Source organism: Pseudomonas vranovensis (assembly GCF_040438935.1).
GTDB classification, from domain to species: Bacteria; Pseudomonadota; Gammaproteobacteria; order Pseudomonadales; family Pseudomonadaceae; genus Aquipseudomonas; species Aquipseudomonas vranovensis.
The window spans coordinates 637657-656313 of sequence record NZ_CP159259.1 but is presented as its reverse complement, the minus strand read 5'-3'; the positions used below and the strand labels follow the sequence as shown (position 1 = coordinate 656313).

Genomic DNA, 18657 nt, shown 5'->3' with positions numbered 1-18657 from the left:
TGTTGCCGTACCACGGCTGCAAACGGCACCATCTGGGACGATAAATGCCGGAGCGCCAGGCAACTTTGCAAGGGACACGACGGTCCTAGCCTGCGTAACGCACTTTGCTGCTGCTTTTTTGGGGATTCGTGATGCTTCGATTACTGCGCCTTGCTGCCCTTTCGGGCGGCCTTTTCTTGAGTGCGTCCGCTTCGGCGCTGGATATCGACGCTGCCAGCTACGGCTACCCGCTGACCAACCCGTTCGAGGCCACCATCGCCACCACACCGCCGGAGTTGCGCCCGGAGCTGCCCAGCGACGATGACATCGATCAGGCCGACTACAGCCTGAACATGCGCCCGGAGCGCGGCTTCAAGCTTCCGGACAATTTCTGGGCGGTGAAGCAGCTCAAGTACCGCCTGGCCGAACAGGACCACCCGGCACCGCTGATCTTCCTTATCGCCGGTACCGGCGCGCCCTACTCCAGCAGCATCAACGAATACCTCAAAAAGCTGTACTACAAGGCTGGCTATCACGTGGTGCAGTTGTCATCGCCCACCAGCTTCGACTTCATCATCTCGGCGTCGCGCTATGCCACGCCCGGCATCAGTGGTGAAGATGCCGAGGACCTGTACCGCGTCATGCAAGGCGTACGCGCGCAGCACCCACGCCTGCCGGTGACCGAGTACTACCTCACCGGCTACAGCCTGGGCGCCCTCGATGCAGCGTTCGTCAGTCACCTGGACGAAACCCGGCGCAGCTTCAACTTCAAGCGGGTGCTGCTGCTCAATCCGCCGGTGAACCTCTACACCTCGGTCAGCAACCTCGACAAGCTGGTGCAAACCGAGGTCAAGGGCGTCAACAACAGCACCACCTTCTACGAACTGGTGCTCAGCAAGCTGACGCGCTACTTCCAGCAGAAGGGCTACATCGATCTCAATGACGCCCTGCTCTACGACTTCCAGCAGTCACGCCAGCACCTGACCAACGAGCAGATGGCCATGGTCATCGGCACCTCGTTCCGTTTCTCGTCGGCCGACATCGCGTTCACCTCGGACCTGGTCAACCGCCGCGGGCTGATCACCCCGCCCAAATACCCGATAACCGAAAGCAGCAGCCTGACGCCGTTCTTCAAGCGTGCCTTGCAATGCGACTTCGACTGCTACCTGACCGAACAGGTCATCCCCATGTGGCGTGCCCGCACCGATGGCGGCAGCTTGTTGCAACTGGTCGATCAGGTCAGCCTGTACGCGCTCAAGGACTACCTGCAGACCAGCTCGAAGATTGCCGTCATGCACAATGCCGACGACGTCATTCTGGGCCCGGGTGACCTTGGCTTCCTTCGTAGCACCTTTGGCGATCGCTTGACCGTTTACCCTCACGGCGGCCATTGCGGCAACCTCAACTACCGCGTCAACAGCGACGCCATGCTGGAGTTCTTCCGTGGTTAAACGTCTTCTGCTTGTTTCTGCATTTCTGGCCAGCGGACTGGCCCAGGCGGACGAAACCGCACCGCGTGCCAGTGTGGTCGAGGCCGATGGCTTCACCGAGCCACTCAAGGAACTGAAGTTCAACCCCGGCCTCGACCAGCGCGAGTTCGAACGCTCGACCCTGGCAGCGCTCAACGTCTATGACCCGTTCGAGCCGATGAACCGCCGGCTGTACCACTTCAACTACCGCTTCGACCAATGGGTATTCCTGCCCGTGGTCAACGGTTACCGCTACATCACCCCGTCCTTTGTGCGCACAGGTGTCAGTAACTTCTTCAGCAACCTCGCCGATGTACCCAACCTGCTCAACAGCCTGTTGCAGCTCAAGGGCCAGCGGTCGATGGAGATCACCGCGCGCCTGTTGCTCAACACCACGATCGGTGTCGGGGGCCTGTGGGATCCGGCGACCAAGATGGGGATACCGTATCAGGGCGAAGACTTCGGCCAGACCCTGGGCTACTACGGCGTGCCTGAAGGGCCTTACCTGATGCTGCCGATCCTGGGACCGTCGAACCTGCGCGATACCGGGGGGCTGGCGGTGGACTTCGTCGCCGAGGACCAGATCAACTTCCTCAATGTGGCCGAGGTCAGCCGCGACCATCCGGAAATCGTTGTCCTGCGTGCCGTCGACAAGCGCTACACCACCCGTTTCCGCTACGGCCAGCTGAACTCGCCGTTCGAGTACGAAAAGGTGCGCTACGTCTATACCGAGGCGCGCAAGCTGCAGATCGCTGAGTAACGGCTGCCGCGAAGCATCACACCTGTTGGAGCCGGCATTGTCGGCGATGGGGGCAGTACGGCTTGCGCAGCTTCCGGTGTCTGGATTACGACCGCTTTGCGGTCGATCGCAGCCTGTCGGCAGCGGCTACAGCCCCAGGAAGCTGCACAACTCCCGTCGCTTGGCCAGCGCATCGCGACGCCCCAACTCGATCAGCTCGCTGCAATAACCGGCCTCGAACAACAGATAGCTGAGCACCCCGGCACCGCTGGTCTTGGTCGCTCCCGGCCCGCGCAAGAACAGGCGCAAGGCGGCTGGCAGGTCGCGTCGATGGCGGGCGGCAATCTCGTCCAGCGGCTGGCTTGGCGCAACCACCAGCACGTCCACCGGCGCCAGGCCCAGGCGTCGACGCTCCAGGTGTTCCGGCATCAGGTGGCTCAGGTGATTGAGGCGCTGCAGCAACTCGATGTCGTCTTCCAGGCTGTCGATGAAGGTACTGTTGAGCATGTGCCCGCCGATCTGCGCCAGGCTCGGTTGCTGGCCGCTGTAGATACGTGGCCGAGGCCCGCCATCGGTGGGCCGCTGCGGGTTGCCGCTGACACCGACTACCAGCACCCGGCTGGCCCCCAGGTGCAGCGCCGGGCTGATTGGCGCCGATTGGCGCACGGCACCATCACCGAAGTATTCCTCGCCCAGCTTGACCGGTGCGAACAGCAACGGAATCGCCGAACTGGCCAGCAGGTGCTCGACGCTCAAGCGAGTCGGCAGGCCGATGCGCCGGTGACGTAGCCAGGGGTCGATGGCGCCCTTGCCCTGAAAGAACGTCACCGCCTGGCCAGACTCATAGCCGAAGGCGGTCACTGCTACGGCGTGCAAGTGCTGCTGCTCGATGGCGTGGGCAATGCCGCTCAAATCCAGGTGCTCATTGAGCAGGCGACGCAGGGGGGAGCTGTCAAGCAGCGCCACCGGCACTGGCGCGCCCAACCCCAGCAGACTGTGGCCAACGAAGCGGCTGGCCTGGCGAATCACCCCGGGCCAGTCGCTGCGCAGCACCTGGTGGCTGCGAAAGCCCTGCCAGAAGCCGGTCAGGCGGCGGATCGCGTCGCCAAAGTGCATCGCACCGCTGGCGAGGGTCACCGCGTTGATGGCGCCGGCGGAGGTGCCAACGATCACCGGAAAGGGATTGGCCGCACCCGCTGGCAGCAAGTCGGCAATGCCGGCCAGCACGCCAACCTGGTAGGCGGCACGGGCGCCACCGCCAGAGAGGATCAATCCGGTGATCGGTGCTGGCATGAGACCTTCCTGGTAGTGGTAGTGATTTCAATCGCGGGGCAAGCCCACTCCCGCAGCCCCCGCGATCACTTCAACGTCGTTTTTCGTATAGCTTCGGCGCCCCCGGCGGCCTCGACTTGAAGCGCCGATGGGCCCACAGGTACTGCTCCGGGCACTCGCTCAAGGCCACTTCGATCCACTGGTTGATCCGCAGGCAATCGACTTCTTCGGTCTCGCCGGGGAAATCCTGCAGCGGTGGATGAATCACCAACCGATAGCCGCTGCCGTCCGCCAGGCGCTGCTGGGTGAACGGAATCACCCGGGCCTTGCCCAAGCGCGCGAATTTGGTGGTGGCGGTCACCGTCGCAGCCTGGATGCCGAACAGCGGCACGAACAGGCTCTGCTTGGCGCCATAGTCCTGGTCGGGTGCGTACCAGATGGCGCGTCCGCTGCGCAGCAGCTTGAGCATGCCGCGCACGTCTTCACGTTCCACCGCCAGCGAATCGAGGTTGTGGCGCTCGCGACCGCGGCGCTGGATGAAGTCGAACACCGGGTTGCCGTGCTCGCGATACATGCCGTCGATGGTGTGCTCCTGCCCGAGCAAGGCAGCGCCGATTTCCAGGGTGGTAAAGTGCAGCGCCATGAGTATGGCCCCCTGGCCATCACGCTGGGCAGCCTGCAGATGCTCCAACCCTTCGATGTGCGCCAGGCGCGCCAGGCGGGCCTTTGGCCACCACCAACTCATGGCCATTTCAAAGAAGGCGATGCCGGTGGAAGCGAAATTTTCCTTGAGCAAACGCTTTCGCTCGACGGACGGTAGTTCAGGGAAGCACAACTCCAGGTTGCGCGCGGCAATGTACCGGCGCTCACCAGCGACGCGGTACATCAGGGCACCCAGGGCACGGCCGATCACCAGCAATACCCGGTACGGCAGCTGCACGATCAGCCACAGCAGCCCAAGGCCCAGCCACAACGGCCAAAAGCGTGGGTGCAGAAAATAAGGTCGAAATTGCGGGCGATCCATTAAAGATTCCGGAAAGACAAGGGCCGGGCATTCTACAACGGTTCGGCACGGGTTGCGGCTAACCGGCGTTCTCGTTATAAGTCTGGGCACTTTTTCGTTACAAGTCGCCCAATGCAGACCATGAGCCCAACTCAATCGCCAGACTCCGCCCCCGTGTTCCAGCTCAAGGGCAGTATGCTTGCCATTACCGTGCTCGAGCTGGCGCAGAACAACCTTGAAGGCCTCGACCGACAGTTGGCGGCCAAGGTCGCCCAGGCGCCCAACTTCTTCAGCAATACCCCGCTGGTACTGGCCCTGGACAAGCTCCCGGTCAGCGAAGGGGCGGTCGACCTGCCCGGGCTGATGCGCATCTGTCGCCATCACGGCCTGCGCACCCTGGCCATTCGCGCCAACCGCATCGAAGACATTGCCGCAGCCATCGCCATCGACCTGCCCGTGCTACCGCCTTCCGGCGCCCGCGAGCGCCCCGTGGAGCCGGAACCCGAGGTGAGAAAGCCCGAGCCTGCGCCTGCCCCGCCGCCACCGCCTGAACCTGCAATCAAGCCGACCAGAATCATCACCACCCCCGTGCGCGGCGGCCAGCAGATCTACGCCCAGGGCGGCGACCTGGTAGTGGTGTCATCGGTCAGCCCCGGCGCGGAACTTCTCGCCGATGGCAACATCCATGTGTACGGTGCAATGCGTGGACGGGCGCTGGCCGGGATCAAGGGCAATACCCGGGCGCGGATCTTCTGCCAGCAGCTCACCGCCGAAATGGTCTCGATCGCCGGGCAATACAAGGTCTCCGAAGACCTGCGCCGCGATCCGCTGTGGGGGACCGGCGTGCAGATCAGCCTGTCCGGTGACGTGTTGAACATCACCCGTCTTTAACGGATACTGCCGCCATTTTCCGCGCAATTTTTTCACGATTGCCGATTTTTGTATTTTTGGGACTCGACGTCCTTTTTCATTAGGGGTGAAACACCTTGGCCAAGATTCTCGTGGTTACATCCGGCAAGGGTGGTGTGGGTAAGACCACCACCAGCGCCGCTATTGGTACCGGCCTCGCACTGCGTGGCCACAAGACTGTCATCGTCGACTTCGACGTCGGCCTGCGTAACCTCGATCTGATCATGGGCTGCGAACGCCGCGTGGTGTACGACTTCGTCAACGTCGTCAATGGCGAAGCCAACCTGCAGCAGGCCCTGATCAAGGACAAGCGCCTTGAGAACCTGTACGTCCTGGCCGCCAGCCAGACCCGCGACAAAGACGCGCTGACCCAGGAAGGCGTGGAAAAAGTCCTCATGCAGCTCAAGGAAGACTTCGAATTCGTGGTCTGCGATTCCCCGGCCGGCATCGAGAAAGGTGCTCACCTGGCGATGTACTTCGCCGACGAAGCCATCGTCGTGACCAACCCGGAAGTCTCCTCGGTACGTGACTCGGACCGCATGCTGGGCCTGCTGGCGAGCAAGTCGCGCCGCGCCGAGCGCAACGAAGACCCGATCAAGGAACACCTGCTGATCACCCGCTATCATCCAGAGCGCGTGAGCCAGGGCGAAATGCTTGGCGTCGAAGACGTCAAGGAAATCCTCTCGGTCGCTCTGCTGGGCGTGATTCCTGAATCCCAGGCGGTGCTCAAGGCATCCAACCAGGGCGTTCCGGTGATCCTCGACGACCAGAGTGACGCGGGCCAGGCCTATAGCGACACCGTTGACCGCCTTCTGGGCAAAAATGTGGAACATCGGTTCCTTGATGTGAAGAAGAAGGGATTCTTCGAGCGCCTGTTTGGAGGCAACTGACCAATGAACCTTTTTGACTTCTTTCGTGCCAGCAAAAAAGTAAGCACCGCGTCGGTCGCGAAAGAGCGTCTACAGATCATCGTGGCGCACGAACGCGGCCAACGTAGTACACCGGACTACCTGCCAGCCTTGCAGAAGGAACTGGTGGAGGTGATCCGCAAGTACGTCAACATCGGCTCCGATGATGTGCAGGTCGCTCTGGAAAACCAGGGCAGCTGCTCGATCCTGGAACTCAACATCACCCTGCCCGATCGTTGATCGGCGCCTACGGGTAACCTGCCACGGCGTGTGGGAGCGCGCTGGCCTCGCGATGCGATGTGACTGACATATCGCTATCGCGGGGCCAGCCGCCCCCACACGCCGTTGGCGTTTACAGAGAACACGCAATGCCGCTGTCCAAAGTTCATATCCTCTTCGAGGATGATGCCATCCTCGTGGTCAACAAGCCGACCCTGCTGCTCTCGGTACCCGGGCGTGCCGACGACAACAAGGACTGCCTGATCACCCGCCTTCAGGAAAACGGTTACCCCGATGCCCTGATCGTCCATCGGCTGGATTGGGAAACCTCGGGGATCATCCTCCTGGCCCGCGATGCCGACAGTCACCGCGAATTGTCTCGCCAGTTCCACGACCGTGAAACCGAAAAGGCCTACACCGCCTTGTGCTGGGGCCAGCCGGAACTGGACAGCGGCAGCATCGACCTGCCCCTGCGCTACGATCCGCCCACCAAGCCACGCCATGTGGTCGACCACGAGCAGGGCAAGCACGCCCTGACGTTCTGGCGCATCCTGGAGCGTTGTGGCGACCATTGCCGGGTAGAACTGACGCCAATCACAGGCCGCTCGCACCAGTTGCGTGTACACATGCTGTCGATCGGTCATCCGCTGCTGGGTGACCGCTTGTATGCCTACCCTGAAGCACTGGCCGCCCACGAGCGCCTGTGCCTGCATGCGAGCATGCTCAGCTTTACCCACCCGGTTTCCGCTGAGCGTTTGCGCTTTGAGTGTCCGGCGCCGTTCTGAGTGATCGCATCGTGGGGCAAGCCCGCTCCCACTGTGGCTTGTGGGAGCGGGCTTGCCCCACGATGCTGACACCACAAAACCCCCACCAAGTACGTTAAACTCGCGCCACTGCTGTCTGGAGTGACCTATGCGCGATGCACTGAATCAAGGCCTGATCGATTTCCTCAAGGCTTCCCCCACGCCCTTCCATGCCACCGCCGCCCTGGCCCAGCGCCTGGAAGCTGCCGGTTACCAGCGCCTGGACGAGCGCGACAGCTGGGCCACCGTGTCCGGCGGTCGCTACTACCTGACTCGCAACGACTCCTCGATCATCGCTTTCAAACTCGGCCGTCATTCGCCGCTGCTCGATGGCATCCGACTGGTCGGCGCCCACACCGACAGCCCGTGCCTGCGGGTCAAGCCGCAGCCCGAGCTGCAGCGCCACGGCTTCTGGCAACTGGGCGTCGAAGTCTACGGCGGCGCCCTGCTGGCCCCGTGGTTCGACCGCGACCTGTCCCTGGCCGGGCGTGTGACCTTCCGCCGCGACGGCAAGGTTGAGAGCCAACTGGTCGATTTCCAGCTGCCGATTGCGGTGATCCCGAACCTTGCGATCCATCTCAACCGTACCGCCAACGAAGGCTGGGCGATCAACCCGCAGACCGAACTGCCGCCGATCCTGGCCCAGGTGGCCGGTGACGAACGTGTCGACTTCCGCGCCCTGCTGACCGAGCAACTGGCCCGCGAGCACGGCCTGAACGCCGATGTGGTACTCGATTACGAGCTGAGCTTCTACGACACCCAGAGCGCTGCCATGATTGGCTTGCACGGCGAATTCATCGCCGGGGCGCGCCTCGACAACCTGCTGTCCTGCTATGCCGGCCTGCAGGCCCTGCTCAATGCCGACAGCGACGAAACCTGCGTGCTGGTGTGCAACGACCACGAAGAAGTCGGCTCCTGCTCGGCCTGCGGTGCCGATGGCCCGATGCTCGAGCAGACCCTGCGCCGCCTGCTGCCCGACGGTGACGACTTCGTCCGCGCCATCCAGCGCTCGCTGCTGGTGTCGGCCGACAACGCCCATGGCGTTCACCCCAACTATGCCGACAAGCATGACGGCAACCACGGCCCCAAGCTCAATGCCGGCCCGGTGATCAAGGTCAACAACAACCAGCGTTACGCCACCAACAGCGAAACCGCCGGTTTCTTCCGCCACCTGTGCATGGCCGAAGAAGTGCCGGTGCAGAGCTTCGTGGTCCGCAGCGACATGGGCTGCGGCTCGACCATCGGCCCGATCACTGCCAGCCACCTGGGTGTGCGCACGGTGGACATCGGCCTGCCGACCTTCGCCATGCACTCGATCCGCGAACTGTGCGGTAGCCATGACCTGGCGCACCTGGTGAAGGTGCTGACGGCGTTCTATCGCAGTCGCGACTTGCCTTGATTGCGTAGCGCCTGCCTCGCCGGCACGCCAGCTCCCACAGGTACTGCATACACCAGACCTGATGGGAGCTGGCTTGCCAGCAATGAGGCCGGCCCAGGCAAACTGCCTGATCCCGGTCAAGCCCCCTCCCGCTGTTTCCCGCTATGCTTGCCTCATAACCGTCAGATCCAAGGACCTTGCCGCATGTCAGCTTTCCAATCCCTGTTCCTTCCAGTCATCGCCGGCCTGATCCTGCTGACCGTGGGTTTCAACATGCGCGACCGCAACATCGGTGTGTTCATGATGTGGATCGGTACCCTCGGGATGATCGGGATCATGTGCTGGAAGATCCTCGAGAAACTCAACTGACAAATACACTACACTCGGGCGATTGATCGTTTTGAGGTTGATTGTCCGGTGCCTGTCTTCTTCCGCGTTTTAACCCTGTTCCTGGCGTTTTTCATCGTGGCGCCCTCGCACGCCGCCGGCCTGCCGAGCCTGCTCGGTGGCAGCAAGGCGCAGCCCGAGGCCACCGAGCCGCTGGCGCAGTCACTGGATGAAGTGATCAAGTCGCTGGAAAACGACCAGCAGCGGGCCAAGCTGCTGGCCGACCTGAAAAAGCTGCGCGACAGCACCAAGCAGGCCCAACCCAGCGCCGAACAAGGCGTACTCGGCCTGATCGGCTCGACCTTCGGCGAACTCGAAAAACAGTTCAGTGGCGAGGCAAGCCCCTTCAACCGCTGGACCCGCGAACTGGAACTGGCCAAGATCGAACTCGATGCGCGCATGGTTCCCCTGCACGAATGGCCACCCATTCTGTTCGGCTTCGCCGCCATCATCGCCATCTGGAGCCTGGTGGCCTACGCCCTGAACTGGGCCAGCCATCAAGTACGGCTGCGCTTTGGCCTCACTGAAGAGCTGCCACAACACCCGCGCACCTGGGACCTGGTGCGTTTCGCCTTGCGCAAACTCGGGCCGTGGCTGGTGGCACTGGTGATCACCGTGTACCTGAGCTTCGCCCTGCCCTCGTCACTGGGCAAGTCGATGGCCATGGTGCTGGCCTATGCCCTGGTGGTAGGCACGTGTTTCTCGGCCATCTGCGTCATCGCCTTCTCGCTGCTCGACGGCCCTCACCGCCATCGCGCCTTGCACATCCTTCGTCACCAGGCTTTTCGGCCACTGTGGTTGATCGGCAGCTTCGCCGCTTTTGGCGAGGCGATGAACGACCCGCGCATGGCCAGTGCCCTGGGCGATCACCTGGCCCACACCCTGGCAACCCTGGCCAATATCCTTGCCGGGCTGTCTTCCGGCCTGTTCATCCTGCGTTTCCGGCGCCCGATCGCCCACCTGATCCGCAACCAGCCGCTGTCCCGGCGCCTGACGCGCCGGGCCTTGAGTGACACCATCGAAATCCTCGGCACCTTCTGGTACTTGCCTGCCCTGGTACTGGTAGGGATCTCGCTGATTGCCACCTTTGTCTCCGCCGGCGATACCAGCACCGCCTTGCGCCAGTCATTGATGTGTACGGTGTTGCTGATCCTGTGCATGGTCATCAACGGCCTGGTACGCCGCCACGGGCTCAAGCCCCTGCGCGCCCATCGCCGTCATGCCGTGTATGGCGAGCGCCTGCGCAACTTCGGCTACACCCTGGTACACATGACCATCTGGCTGGTGTTCATCGAATTGGGGCTGCGGGTCTGGGGCCTGTCGCTGATCACCTTTGCAGAGGGCGAAGGTCATGAAGTGGCGGTGCGCCTGTTCGGCCTGGCCGGTACCCTGATCGCCGCGTGGCTGGTGTGGATCCTCGCCGACACGGCGGTGCACCATGCCCTGACTCGCTCACGCAAAGGCCTGGCCAACACCCGCGCGCAGACCATGATGCCGCTGATCCGCAACGTGCTGTTCGTGACTATTTTCATCATTGCGGTGATTGTCGCCCTGGCCAACATGGGCATGAACGTCACCCCGTTGCTGGCCGGTGCCGGTGTGATTGGCCTGGCGATCGGCTTCGGTGCCCAGTCACTGGTGGCCGACCTGATCACCGGACTGTTCATCATCATCGAAGACTCCCTGGCCATCGACGACTATGTCGATGTCGGCGGCCACCTGGGTACGGTCGAAGGCCTGACCATCCGCACGGTGCGCCTGCGCGATATCGACGGTATCGTCCACACCATCCCGTTCAGTGAAATCAAGAGCATCAAGAACTACTCCCGCGAGTTCGGCTACGCAATCTTCCGCGTGGCCATCCCCCACAGCATGAACATCGACCAGGCCATCACCTTGATCCGCGATGTCGCCCAGAAGCTGCGCAACGATCCGTTGATGCGCCGCATCATCTGGTCGCCGCTGGAGCTGCAAGGGGTGGAGAGCTTCGAGTCAGGCTCGGCCGTCCTGCGCGCTCGCTTCAAGACCGCACCGATCAGGCAATGGGAAGTGTCGCGGGCGTTCAACCTGGCGCTCAAGCGTCAACTCGATGAAGCCGGGCTGGACCTGGCCACCCCACGCCTGAGCGTGCAAGTGATCACCGCCGGCGCCGGTACTCCGTTCAGCGAAGCCGAGGCAAAGGCCTAGCCCGCCTGGGCCTTGATCCGGATCGCGTCGTGGCGCCAGTACTCCAGGTCGCAGTCGATCAAGCGCCCCTGCTGGTCACTGTTGACCCGGGAGATGTGCAACCCCGGGCTTCCCGTGGAAACCTTGAGCACCGTCGCTGCCGCCAGCGGCAACGCCGTGGGCAGAATCTCGAAGCGTACCCGGCCGTAGTGGATTGCGTAGTGCCGCGCATACAGTTCGGTCAACGACTGGCTCAAATCATGTTCAAGAATGCCGGGGAAGTACTCAGGGTTGAGGTAATGCTCGGCATACAGCACCGCACGCCCGTCGATACGCCGCAGGCGGCAGATCTGGATCACGCTCGACAACGGCGATAGCTGCAAGCGCGCACACACCGAAGCCGCCGCCGGTTGCAGGCGCGCCGATACTAGCTCGGTACTGGCCTCCCGCCCCTGGGCACGCACCATCGCATGGAAATGACTGCGCTCGTTCAGGTCGTATGTGAGGCGCTCCGGCGCCACGAACCAGCCGCGCCGATCCTCCCGATAGATCAGCCCGCGTGCCTCCAGTTGCACCAGCGCCTCACGCAAGGTGATGCGCGTGGTATCGAACACCTCACTGAGTTTGCGCTCGGCGGGCAGCTTGCAACCGGGCGGCAGAAGGCCATGCTCGATCTGCTCCTGCAGGGCATGGCAGATAGCTGTTACTGCTCGGGGTGGCAGTGGCGGCATCAAAGGTTACCTATCTGGACTAGTCCAGCACCGGCAGCGCACACAAATGGCGCCTACAGGGCTATGAGAATAGAGCAAGCCTAGGCACTACAGATGAATGCCAGATGACAGCCAGGGTGGTCTACGCTTGATTTTCAGGGGCGCAGACCCTGGCCGGGCGGTCGGTATGGACATCAAATTGTCATGCACCATGCCTACCTTGGCTCAGGTATTGCTGACCTAGACCAACCGAATCGCAATTACGTCCAACACCACCATTCGCGTTTTGCAAGGCACCCACCAAGGAGCTTCGGATGAAACAGCTTTTTCTGGCGTCACTGCTAGGCTCGACCATCGCCCTGTGTACTTCGGCAATGGCTGCCGACACCGACCTCAAGGCCCTGGAGGACGCCGCCCGCAAGGAGGGTGCCGTCAACAGCGTGGGCATGCCCGATGCCTGGGCCAACTGGAAAGGTACCTGGGAAGACCTGGCGAAAAAATACAGCCTCAAGCACATGGACACCGACATGAGTTCGGCCCAGGAAGTGGCCAAGTTCGACGCCGAAAAAGACAACGCCAGTGCCGACATCGGTGACGTGGGCGCCGCCTTCGGCCCGATTGCCGTGGCCAAGGGCGTGACCCAGCCGTACAAGCCCAGCACCTGGGAGCAGGTGCCGGACTGGGCCAAGGACAAGGACGGCCACTGGGCCCTGGCCTATACCGGCACCATCGCCTTCATCATCAACAAGCAGTTGGTAAAAGAAGCCGACATGCCCAAGACCTGGCATGACCTGGAAAAAGGCAAGTACAAGGTCGCCATCGGTGACGTCGGCACTGCCGCCCAGGCCGCCAATGGGGTACTGGCTGCCGCCATCGCCTACAAGGGCGACGAGAAGAACATCGAGCCGGGCCTTCAGCTGTTCACCAAACTGGCCCAGCAAAAACGCTTGTCGCTGGCCAACCCGACCATCCAGACCCTGGAAAAGGGTGAGATCGAGGTGGGCGTGGTCTGGGACTTCAACGGCCTGAGCTACCGCCAGCAGATCGACCCTGACCGCTTTGAAGTGCTGATTCCTTCCGATGGCTCGGTGATCTCCGGCTACACCACCATCATCAACAAATACGCCAAGCACCCTAACGCCGCCAAACTGACCCGCGAGTACATCTTCAGCGATGCCGGGCAGACCAACCTCGCCATCGGCCACGCCCGGCCGATCCGCGCCGAGCACCTTAAACTGCCGGCCGATGTACAGGCCAAGCTGCTGCCCAACGAGCAGTACAAAGCCGTGCAGCCGATCAAGGATTCCGCGGCATGGGAAGCGACCTCCAAGAAACTGCCGCAGATGTGGCAGGAGCAAGTGATCATCGAGATGGAGTAAGCCTTTGTCGCGGGGCAAGCCCGCTCCCACCACAGGAGCCGGCTTGCCCCGCGACAGCTTCCCGCCAACCCCCGGAGCTACCATGAAGCACAACGTCATCCTGGTCCTGCTCGATGGCCTCAACCATCAGGTCGCCCACCACGCCATGGGCCACCTGCATGCCTATGTCGAAGCCGACCGCGCAGCCCTGTACCGCCTGGAATGCGAGCTGCCAGCGCTGTCGCGTCCGCTCTACGAATGCATTCTCACCGGTGTAGCGCCCATCGACAGCGGCATCGTGCATAACAACGTGACCCGCCTGTCCACCCAGCGCAGCATCTTCCACTATGCCCGCGAAGCCGGCCTGGGCACGGCGGCAGCGGCCTATCACTGGGTCAGCGAGCTGTACAACCGCTCGCCCTTCGTTCCGCTGCGCGACCGCCACACCCATGCCCCCAAGCTACCGATCCAGCACGGCCTGTTCTACTACGCCGATCACTACCCCGACTCGCACCTGTTCGCCGATGCCGAGTACCTGCGTCGTCGTCATGCACCGAACTTTCTGCTGGTACACCCGATGAACATCGACGACGCCGGCCACCGCCACGGCCTCGACAGCAGCCAGTACCGCAACAGCGCCCGCAGCGCCGACATCCTGCTGGCCGACTACCTGCACAGCTGGCTGCAGGAGGGCTACCAGGTGATCGTCACGGCCGATCACGGCATGAACAACGACCGCTCGCACAATGGCCTGCTGGCCGAGGAACGCGAAGTCCCCTTGTTCGTTTTCGGCGAGGCCTTCAGCCTCGATCCGGCCGCCAAGCCCTTGCAGACAGAACTGTGCGGGACGATCTGCGAATTGCTCGGCGTGCCCCACGACAAGCCCGTGTGCAGGGAGCTGCTCAAGTGAACTCGATCAAGCGCACACGGTGGCTGGCGTCGCTGTTCCTGCTGCCATTTGCGTTGTTCTTCATCATTTTCCAGATTGCCCCGCTGGCCTGGGTGGCGATTCACAGCCTGCAGGCCGAAAGCGGCTGGGGCCTGGAAAACTTCAGCAAGGTGTTCAGCTCCAGGTTCTACCGCCAGGCCATCCAGCACAGCCTTGAAATCAGTTTCTGGTCGAGTGTGTTCGGCATCCTGATCGCTATTCTCGGCAGCTACTCGCTGCGCAAGGTCGACTCGCGCCTGCGCGACTTCGTCAACGCCTTCGCCAACATGACCAGCAACTTCGCCGGTGTACCGCTGGCCTTCGCCTTCATCATCCTGCTCGGCTTCAACGGTGCATTGACCTTGCTGCTGAAACAGGCCGGGATCATCGAAGACTTCAACCTCTATTCAAAAACCGGCCTGATCATTCTCTACACCTACTTCCAGATTCCCCTCGGGGTGCTGCTGCTCTACCCCGCCTTCGACGCCCTGCGCGAAGACTGGCGCGAGTCGGCTGAACTGCTCGGTGCCAATGCCTGGCAATACTGGCGGCATATCGGCCTACCGGTGATGGCCCCGGCCTTGCTGGGCACCTTCGTGATCCTCCTGGCCAATGCACTGGGTGCCTACGCGACGGTCTATGCGCTGACCACGGGCAATTTCAACGTGCTGCCCATCCGTATTGCCGCATTGGTAGCAGGGGACATCTCCCTGGACCCGAACCTGGCCAGCGCCCTGGCAATTATCCTGGTGGGGCTAATGACCCTGGTGACCATCGTTCACCAATGGCTGTTGAAGAGGAGCTACCATGTCACGCGTTGAACCGGGCACGGCCCGCCTCTACCACCGCCTGATGGTCTACCTGCTGTTCCTGATCCTGTTGTTGCCCCTGGCTGGCACCCTGCTCTACTCCCTGGCCACCAGTTGGTCGGCGAGCCTGCTGCCCAGTGGACTGACCTTCAAGTGGTACCTGGCGCTGTGGAGCGACCCCCGTTTCCTGGCGGCCTTCGGCCAGTCGCTGCTGGTGTGCGTCGGCGCACTGCTGCTATCGGTGCTGCTGATCCTGCCGCTGTTGTTCGTGGTCCATTACCACTTTCCACGGCTCGATGCGCTGATGAACATCCTCATCCTGCTGCCCTTTGCGGTGCCGCCGGTGGTGTCGTCGGTGGGCTTGCTGCAGTTATATGGTTCTGGCCCCATGGCCATGGTCGGTACCCCGTGGATCCTGATCGGCTGCTACTTCACTGTGGCACTGCCGTTCATGTACCGGGCCATTACCAACAACCTGCAGGCGATCAACCTGCGCGACCTGATGGACGCGGCCCAGTTGCTGGGTGCCAGCACCTTCCAGGCGGCGTTCCTGGTGGTGCTGCCCAACCTGCGCAAGGGCTTACTGGTGGCCTTGCTGCTGTCGTTCTCGTTCCTGTTCGGCGAATTCGTGTTCGCCAACCTGCTGGTGGGTACCCGCTACGAGACCCTGCAGGTGTACCTGAACAACATGCGCAACAGCAGCGGCCACTTCAACAGCGCCCTGGTGATTTCCTATTTCTTCTTCGTGCTGGTGCTGACCTGGGCAGCCAACCGCCTGAACAAGGACAAATCCTGATATGAGTTTTGTCAGCGTACAGAATCTGCAAAAAAGCTACGGCGCCAGCCCGGTGTTCACCGACATCAATTGCCACATCGAGCGCGGTGAGTTCGTCACCCTGCTGGGCCCATCGGGCTGCGGCAAATCCACCCTGCTGCGCTGTATTGCCGGCCTGACGGCCGTCGACAGCGGCAAGATCCTCCTCGACGGCAGCGACCTCGTCCCCCTGAGCCCGCAAAAGCGTGGCATCGGCATGGTATTCCAGAGCTATGCACTGTTCCCCAACATGACCGTGGAACAGAACGTAGCCTTTGGCCTGCGCATGCAGAAGGTCAATGCCGACGACAGTCGCAGCCGGGTCCGCGAGGTATTGCAACTGGTCGAACTGCAGGACTTCGCCAGCCGCTACCCGCACCAGCTGTCTGGCGGCCAGTGCCAGCGCGTGGCCCTGGCGCGCTCGCTGGTCACCCGCCCGCGCCTGCTGCTGCTGGACGAGCCGCTCTCGGCACTGGATGCGCGGATCCGCAAACACCTGCGCGAACAGATCCGTCAGATCCAGCGCGAACTGGGCCTGACCACCATTTTCGTCACCCATGACCAGGAAGAAGCGCTGACCATGTCTGATCGCATCTTCCTGATGAACCAGGGTCGCATCGTCCAGAGCGGCGATGCCGAAACCCTTTACACCGCCCCGGTTGACGTCTTTGCCGCGGGTTTTATCGGCAACTACAACCTGCTCGATGCCGACAGCGCCAGCCGCCTGCTGCAGCGCCCGGTCAGCAGCCGCCTGGCGATTCGACCGGAAGCCATCGCCCTGAGCCTGAGCGGCGAACTCGAAGGCCAGGTGCTGAGTCACAGCCTGTTGGGCAACGTGATCCGTTACCGGATCCAGGCTCGCGGGGTAGAGTTGCTGGTCGATGTCCTCAACCGCTCGTCTGCCGATCTGCACGCAGACGGCCAGCGGGTATCCTTGTCGATCGATCCCACCGCCCTCTGCGAAGTCGCCTGAGGGTTGCACAGGAGTTTTTCTGAACATGGCACTAGCGATTTTCGATCTGGACGAAACCCTGATCCACGGTGATTGCGCCTCCTTGTGGAGCGAACAGATGGCCCGCCTCGAGTGGGTCGATGGTGAATCCTTCCTGCGCCGCGACCGGGAACTGATGGATGCCTACGGCAAGGGCCACCTGGCCATGGAAGACTACATGGCCTTCAGCCTGGAGCCGGTGGCCGGACGCAGCCTGGAAGAGGTCGAGCATCTGGTCGAACCCTGGGTCGAGGACTTTATCGAGCCGATCATCTTCAGTGATGCGTGCAAGTGCATTGCCCAGCATCGTAAGCAAGGCGACCGTATCCTGGTGATTTCTGCCTCCGGCACCCACCTGGTGGGGCCGATCGCAGCGCGCCTGGGCATCGACGAATACCTGGGGATCAACCTTGAGGTCGAAAATGGCGTGTACACCGGCAAGACCACCGGTGTGCTGACCTACCGCGAAGGCAAGATCACCCGGTTGCTGGAGTGGCTCGATCAGGAAGAGGAAAACCTCGAGGGGGCGAGCTTCTATTCAGACTCGCGCAATGACCTGCCGCTGCTGCTGAAGGTGGACTACCCCCATGTGGTCAATCCCGACCCGGTGTTGCGCGAACATGCAGAGAAGAACGGCTGGCCGATTCATGCCTGGACGTGATTGAAACAAGCATCCGAGGCAAGCCCGCTCCCACCGCAGGAGCGGGCTTGCCTCGCGATCTACGGCCTATACCAGGCTTTCGTCGATCACCAGCACCAACTTGCCCGACACCTGGTTGCTCGCCAGTTCGGCAAACGCTGCCTCGGCATCCTTGACCGGGTACGCCTTGGCCAATTGCGGCTTGAGCCGACCTTCGGTGAACAACGGCCACACCTGCTGCCCCAGGTCACTGAGCAGATCCGCCTTGAACTGATCGTCGCGGGTGCGCAGGGTCGAGCCCAGCACCTGCACGCGCTTGACCAGCAATTGCGCCAGGTCCAGCTCTGCTTTGCGCCCGCCCATCAAGCCAATGATTACCCAGCGCCCGTCACGGGCCAGCAACTTGAGGTTGAGCTCGGCATAGTTCGCCCCGACCGGGTCGAGGATCACATCGAACGGGCCGAAGTCGTTGAGGCTGTTCAGGTCATCACCGCGCACCACACCGGCGCTGGCGCCCAGCGACTCGCAGTAAGCCAGGCGCTCGGCCGAACCGACACTCACCCAGCAGGGGCTGCCGAACGCCTTGCACAGCTGGATCGCCGCCGACCCCACGCCACTGGCCCCTGCATGCAACAGCACCTTCTCGCCCGGCTTGAGCCCGGCCAGTTGGAACACATTGAGCCAGGCCGTTGCATACACCTCCGGGATCGCGGCAGCCTCTGCCAGGCTCAGACCTTCGGGCACCGGCAGCACATGACGGGCATCGACCACCACCTCCTCGGCCATGCCGCCACCGGCCAGCAGCGCGCACACCCGATCCCCCACCTGCCAGGACGACCCGGCACCCACTTCGGTAATCACCCCGGAACACTCCAGCCCCAGAAACTCACTGGCGCCCGGCGGCGGCGGGTAAAGCCCGGCGCGCTGCAGCAAGTCGGCACGATTGAGGCCGGCTGCGGCCACTCGAATTCGTACTTGACCGATATCGCAAGCTGGACTTGTCGTCGCAACCCACTCCACATGTCCGTCAACGCCTTGCAATGCTTTCACAGTGCCTCCATAGTTGAGTCATGACTGAGCCCGGGAGCTGTAGCCCCGGGCTTTTTGCATTATGCGTCCGGTTTTCATGGAACCGGCGAATCCAAAGACGGCCTAATATGCGTGATCAATTGTCC

19 protein-coding genes are annotated in these 18657 nt (G+C 62.4%); 15 read left to right on the top strand and 4 right to left on the bottom strand.

Features of this window, described 5'->3' with window-relative positions:
- Positions 1–131: 131 nt before the first annotated feature.
- Both ABVN19_RS03050 and ABVN19_RS03045 read left to right on the top strand, forming a co-directional pair.
- Entirely contained in the window at positions 132–1430 is a 1299-nt protein-coding gene (locus ABVN19_RS03050; RefSeq protein WP_105641712.1) for a serine/threonine protein kinase, read from the top strand.
- The gene (locus tag ABVN19_RS03045) at positions 1423–2208 is read left to right on the top strand and encodes a VacJ family lipoprotein (RefSeq protein ID WP_028943642.1); all 786 of its coding nucleotides are present in this window, start codon (positions 1423–1425) and stop codon (positions 2206–2208) included. Before ABVN19_RS03050 ends, ABVN19_RS03045 begins: the two co-directional genes overlap by 8 nt.
- A gap of 126 nt (positions 2209–2334) precedes the next feature.
- Here ABVN19_RS03045 and ABVN19_RS03040 read toward each other — a convergent pair whose 3' ends face one another.
- The gene (locus tag ABVN19_RS03040) at positions 2335–3480 is read right to left on the bottom strand and encodes a patatin-like phospholipase family protein (protein WP_028943641.1); all 1146 of its coding nucleotides are present in this window, start codon (positions 3478–3480) and stop codon (positions 2335–2337) included.
- 70 nt (positions 3481–3550) lie between these two features.
- Positions 3551–4483, bottom strand: a complete 933-nt coding sequence (locus tag ABVN19_RS03035) for a lipid A biosynthesis lauroyl acyltransferase (protein ID WP_105641711.1) — start codon at positions 4481–4483, stop codon at positions 3551–3553.
- 111 nt (positions 4484–4594) lie between these two features.
- On the opposite strand from ABVN19_RS03035, the gene minC reads away from it, so the two are divergent.
- The 7 genes from minC to ABVN19_RS03000 all read left to right on the top strand — a co-directional run bounded on the left by minC (position 4595) and on the right by ABVN19_RS03000 (position 11253).
- The gene (gene minC / locus ABVN19_RS03030; protein WP_028943639.1) at positions 4595–5353 is read left to right on the top strand and encodes a septum site-determining protein MinC; all 759 of its coding nucleotides are present in this window, start codon (positions 4595–4597) and stop codon (positions 5351–5353) included.
- Positions 5354–5448: 95 nt separating this feature from the next.
- Positions 5449–6261 (top strand): septum site-determining protein MinD, encoded by an 813-nt coding sequence (gene minD, locus ABVN19_RS03025; RefSeq protein WP_028943638.1) that lies wholly within the window; start codon positions 5449–5451, stop codon positions 6259–6261.
- A 3-nt stretch (positions 6262–6264) separates the two neighbouring features.
- On the top strand, positions 6265–6519 hold the full coding sequence (minE, locus tag ABVN19_RS03020) for a cell division topological specificity factor MinE (protein WP_010224188.1): 255 nt from the start codon (positions 6265–6267) through the stop codon (positions 6517–6519).
- Positions 6520–6647: 128 nt separating this feature from the next.
- Positions 6648–7283, top strand: coding sequence for an RluA family pseudouridine synthase (locus tag ABVN19_RS03015; protein WP_105641710.1), 636 nt, complete (start codon positions 6648–6650; stop codon positions 7281–7283).
- Between the two features lie 127 nt (positions 7284–7410).
- Complete coding sequence (locus ABVN19_RS03010; protein WP_028943636.1) at positions 7411–8700, top strand: M18 family aminopeptidase; 1290 nt, start codon at positions 7411–7413, stop codon at positions 8698–8700.
- Positions 8701–8883: 183 nt separating this feature from the next.
- The gene (locus ABVN19_RS03005) at positions 8884–9048 is read left to right on the top strand and encodes a hypothetical protein (RefSeq protein WP_167332108.1); all 165 of its coding nucleotides are present in this window, start codon (positions 8884–8886) and stop codon (positions 9046–9048) included.
- A 75-nt stretch (positions 9049–9123) separates the two neighbouring features.
- Positions 9124–11253, top strand: coding sequence for a mechanosensitive ion channel domain-containing protein (locus tag ABVN19_RS03000; protein ID WP_105641756.1), 2130 nt, complete (start codon positions 9124–9126; stop codon positions 11251–11253).
- On the opposite strand, the gene phnR is transcribed toward ABVN19_RS03000, so the two are convergent.
- Entirely contained in the window at positions 11250–11963 is a 714-nt protein-coding gene (phnR, locus tag ABVN19_RS02995; RefSeq protein ID WP_028943634.1) for a phosphonate utilization transcriptional regulator PhnR, read from the bottom strand. The two genes, ABVN19_RS03000 and phnR, sit on opposite strands and share 4 nt — an antisense overlap.
- Positions 11964–12256: 293 nt before the next feature.
- Between phnR and ABVN19_RS02990 the strand changes: the two genes are divergently transcribed.
- From ABVN19_RS02990 to ABVN19_RS02965, 6 genes are all read left to right on the top strand, one after another.
- Positions 12257–13321, top strand: coding sequence for an ABC transporter substrate-binding protein (locus tag ABVN19_RS02990; RefSeq protein ID WP_105641709.1), 1065 nt, complete (start codon positions 12257–12259; stop codon positions 13319–13321).
- Between the two features lie 82 nt (positions 13322–13403).
- The gene (locus tag ABVN19_RS02985; protein ID WP_028943632.1) at positions 13404–14210 is read left to right on the top strand and encodes an alkaline phosphatase family protein; all 807 of its coding nucleotides are present in this window, start codon (positions 13404–13406) and stop codon (positions 14208–14210) included.
- Positions 14211–14215: 5 nt separating this feature from the next.
- Entirely contained in the window at positions 14216–15049 is an 834-nt protein-coding gene (locus ABVN19_RS02980; RefSeq protein WP_167332112.1) for an ABC transporter permease subunit, read from the top strand.
- Positions 15036–15833 carry an ABC transporter permease gene (locus ABVN19_RS02975; protein WP_028943630.1) on the top strand — a complete coding sequence of 266 codons (798 nt, stop codon included), beginning with the start codon at positions 15036–15038 and terminating at the stop codon, positions 15831–15833. Before ABVN19_RS02980 ends, ABVN19_RS02975 begins: the two co-directional genes overlap by 14 nt.
- 1 nt (position 15834) lies before the next feature.
- Complete coding sequence (locus ABVN19_RS02970; protein WP_028943629.1) at positions 15835–16824, top strand: ABC transporter ATP-binding protein; 990 nt, start codon at positions 15835–15837, stop codon at positions 16822–16824.
- A 25-nt stretch (positions 16825–16849) separates the two neighbouring features.
- A complete protein-coding gene (locus ABVN19_RS02965; RefSeq protein ID WP_028943628.1) occupies positions 16850–17503 on the top strand; it encodes an HAD family hydrolase in 654 nt (217 codons plus the stop codon).
- Positions 17504–17569: 66 nt separating this feature from the next.
- Here the strand turns inward: ABVN19_RS02965 and ABVN19_RS02960 are convergent, their stop codons facing one another.
- On the bottom strand, positions 17570–18532 hold the full coding sequence (locus ABVN19_RS02960; RefSeq protein WP_028943627.1) for an NAD(P)H-quinone oxidoreductase: 963 nt from the start codon (positions 18530–18532) through the stop codon (positions 17570–17572).
- Between the last annotated feature and the right edge of the window lie 125 nt (positions 18533–18657).